Below are 3,588 nucleotides of genomic sequence, written 5' to 3' on the forward strand. Positions count from 1 at the left end.
CTCAGCGGGCTCGGCATCGTCTTCACCAATCAGGGCTTCGGCGCGCTGCCCGAGCAGCTCGTCGCGGCAGGCTTCGACGGCGAGAGCGCCGGGCGCATCACCCATTTCGCGGTCGCCGGGGTCTGCGTGCTAGCGGCTTTGCTCGTGCAGCTGGGGCTCAAGGCCGGCGTACCGGTCGCGCGCGAGCAGCGCCCGAGCGTCCGGCAACTGTTTGTCAGTGGCTTTTCCGAGGCCCGCAATCCACGTGTTGCACTAGCCTATTCGGCGGCATTCATCGCCCGCGGCGATCAGTCGGTCAATGCCACCTTCCTGATCCTATGGGGAACGCTCGCGGCGAAAGCGGCTGGTATGAGCTCTGCCGAGGCCGTCATGAACGGTACCCTGATCTTCGTGATCGCGCAGATCTCGGCCCTGGTTTGGGCTCCGGTGCTCGGTCCTCTCCTTGACCGAATCGACCGCGCCACCGGGCTGGCGATCTGCATGGTGCTCGCGGCCATCGGCAACCTCGCCCCGCTGCTACTCGATGACCCGCTCGAGCGCATTGGCATCCTGTTCTTCGTGCTGCTCGGCATCGGCCAGATCAGCGTCTTCCTCTCCGCCCAGTCGCTGATCGGCCAAGAGGCGCCGGTGACCAAACGCGGCTCGGTTCTCGGCGCCTTCAATATCTCAGGGGCCTTTGGCATCCTGCTGATCACCCTTGTCGGTGGTCGCCTGTTCGATGCCGTTGATCCACGCGCGCCCTTCGTCGTCGTCGGCTCGATCAACATCCTCTTGTTCCTCGCAAGCCTCTATGTGCGGCTGCGGATGCCCCGACCACCCGCACCACCGCTGGACCTTGGTCGCAAGAGTCCCGCGACCTGATTGCATCTCTCCTCATCCCTTAACCATCGCCATCCGACACTGTAGCCCCGAGGAGAGCCACGCGACTCAACGCTCGTCCCTGCACAGGATTATGATGAAGCGGCCCCAAGAACGCAGATCAGCCGATGCGTAACCCCCAATTCAAGCTCCTGGATCTAACGTCCGCGCGACGCCGGAGTCTCGGCCTTGGCGTCATCGTCGTCGTTCTATTGGCCGTTGGCAGCATCCTGGTTGATGCCTGGTTGATCGACCATCTGCAGGGGCATGTGCGTACCCATGCGGATGACACCGCTGCGCTCAAGACCTTCGTCGAGCAAGGTCTACCTGAGACCAGCGCTTGGGTGCTCGGTACCAAGGCCGCCGTGCTGCTCTTCGCGGTCGTGCTTGCCATCGCCTTCGCACGCTCGTTTCGTGAGCAGATCAGCCAACTGGCCGAAAGCCGCGAGCGCAACCGAGCCATCGTCGACAACATGGTCGATGGCGCCATCCATATCGACGGGAACGGTCAGCTCGTGGCACTCAATGCCGCTGCTGAGCGAATGTTTGGCCAGTCGAGCAAAGAGGTGCGCGGTCGGTCGCTGTCGATGCTGCTAGCGCCCGCGCATCGTCAGCAGATTGAGACCAAGATCCGTCTCGCCGCAGCGCGTATCGGCACCGAGCCACCGCTCAATGTGGCGCTCGAGGTACAGGGTCTGCGCAGCAATGGCACCAGTTTCCCCCTGTATTTGGCGATCAGCGAGGTCGTCATGGGCAGCTATCCGGTATTTACTGCCATCGCGCGCGATCTCACCGAAACCAAGCGCCAGATGCAGGAGCTGGCCGAAACACGCGATAAAGCCATGGCTGCCGACCGGGCCAAGAGCCAGTTCCTTGCGGTCATGAGCCATGAGATCCGCACGCCCATGAACGGTGTGATGGGGATGCTCGACCTGCTACGCGATGGCAATCTGACCGAGCAACAGCTCGAATTCATCGACACTGCCGAGAAGTCGAGCAACGTCCTGCTCGGCATCATCAACGACATCCTCGATCTCTCCAAGATTGAGTCTGGCAAGCTCGACCTCCAAGAGCTCGACTTCAATCTCGGCACCACGATCGAGGAAGTCGCTGCGCTCGTCGCAGCGAACGCCCGCGAGAAGAACCTGGAGGTCGTCACCTTCGTCGAGGACGACGTGCCGAGACGCGTGCGCGGTGACCCTTATCGCTTGCGACAGGTCTTGAGTAACCTGATGGGGAACGCGGTCAAGTTCACCAACGAGGGAGAAGCGGTCGTCGAGGCGCGTCTTATCGAGACTCGTGACGACTGGATCAAGGTCCGAGTCCAAGTCCGTGACACTGGCATCGGCATCGCGCCCGATATCGCCAAGACGCTGTTTCAGCCGTTCACGCAAGCCGATGCCTCGACCACCCGACGATTTGGCGGCACTGGTCTCGGCCTGGTGATCTCCAAGCGGCTGATCGAGATGATGAACGGCGAGATCGGATTCGAGAGCGTTCCCGGAGAAGGCTCGACCTTTTGGTGCACTGTGCGTCTAGCGCAGGCTCAAAGTGGCGTCGACGACATCGATGCTGACTTGGCTGGCGTGCGGATACTCATTGTTGACGACAACGCGACGAATCGGATCATTCTCGAACGGTACTTGTCGCGCTGGGGCGCTGACGCAGAGAGCAGCGACGGCGCCAAAGATGCTTTGCGGGCGTTGCACCAGGCAGTCGAGAACGGCAAACCGTTTCAGCTGGCGATACTCGATATGCAGATGCCGGATACGGACGGCATCGAGCTGGCGCATATGATTAAGGGTGACGCAGATCTCGCCCATACCCAGCTACTGATGTTGAGCTCAATGGGCTATCCAGGGGAAGATGCCCGCCGCGCTGGCATCGTGGTCAGCCTGCTCAAGCCGGTGCGCCAAGCGCTCCTCCACGAGGCCATTATCAAGGGACTTGGGCTCGGCAAACGGCCCCGCGTTCCGGCTGCTGAGCAGCCACCTCCGGTAACCCGCCAGTTCGATGCCCGCATCTTGGTCACGGAGGACAATCCCGTGAATGAGAAGGTGGTGCGGATGATGATCGAGCGGCTCGGTGCCGAACTCGTCGTCGTTGGCAACGGGCAGCTCGCGGTCGACCATCTCGCCAACAACCGCGATATCGACCTCGTTCTGATGGATGTGCACATGCCCGTGCTGAACGGGCTGGAAGCAACGCGATTGATCCGCGAGCACGAGAAGGAGCATGACCTCAGCCCGATCCCGATTATCGCAATGACCGCATCGGCCTTGACTCGCGATCGGGAGAATTGCAAGGCAGCAGGCATGAACGACTTCATGTCCAAGCCCGTCAAGCGCCAAGATCTCGATGAGGCACTGGCTCAATGGCTGCCACGCGGTCGGCAACATCCGCCGCCGAGCGGGCAAGCAGCAGCCGGCATCAGCAGGACGGCTTCAGACTAGCGGGAAAGAACGCTGAGCAGCCTCGATCGTCACCGAGGCGTGGGACTTGATTGGGGTGGACGATGGGAATCGAACCCACGACCGCAGGAGCCACAATCCTGTGCTCTACCAACTGAGCTACGTCCACCATTGAAACAAACCTTGCTGATCCACCTCGTAGCAGGCTAATCAGCGACGTCGAGCCTTGGTATTCGGACTCGACTGTCCAGTCAGGCTAGCCTGTCAACGCTGCGTTTGGCACGCCCGGCAGGACTCGAACCTGCGACCAACGGCTTAG

2 protein-coding genes and 1 tRNA gene are annotated in these 3,588 nt (G+C 61.5%); 2 read left to right on the top strand and 1 reads right to left on the bottom strand.

Going from position 1 to position 3,588, the window contains the following annotated elements:
- Together ACY693_RS16715 and ACY693_RS16720 are read left to right on the top strand one after the other, a co-directional pair.
- On the top strand, nucleotides 1-861 hold an 861-nt coding region (locus tag ACY693_RS16715), incomplete at its 5' end, for an MFS transporter (RefSeq protein WP_462322943.1).
- A 125-nt stretch (nucleotides 862-986) separates the two neighbouring features.
- Complete coding sequence (locus ACY693_RS16720; RefSeq protein ID WP_462322944.1) at nucleotides 987-3,311, top strand: response regulator; 2,325 nt, start codon at nucleotides 987-989, stop codon at nucleotides 3,309-3,311.
- Between the two features lie 51 nt (nucleotides 3,312-3,362).
- On the opposite strand, the gene ACY693_RS16725 is transcribed toward ACY693_RS16720, so the two are convergent.
- Nucleotides 3,363-3,438 (bottom strand) — tRNA-His (locus ACY693_RS16725).
- Nucleotides 3,439-3,588 lie beyond the last annotated feature (150 nt).

It is taken from the genome of Halochromatium sp., from assembly GCF_054919635.1.

Coding starts and splice junctions, on each gene's coding strand:
- ACY693_RS16720 (WP_462322944.1), top strand. CDS start 987: ATGCGTAACCCCCAATTCAAGCTCCTGGATCTAACGTCCGCGCGACGC.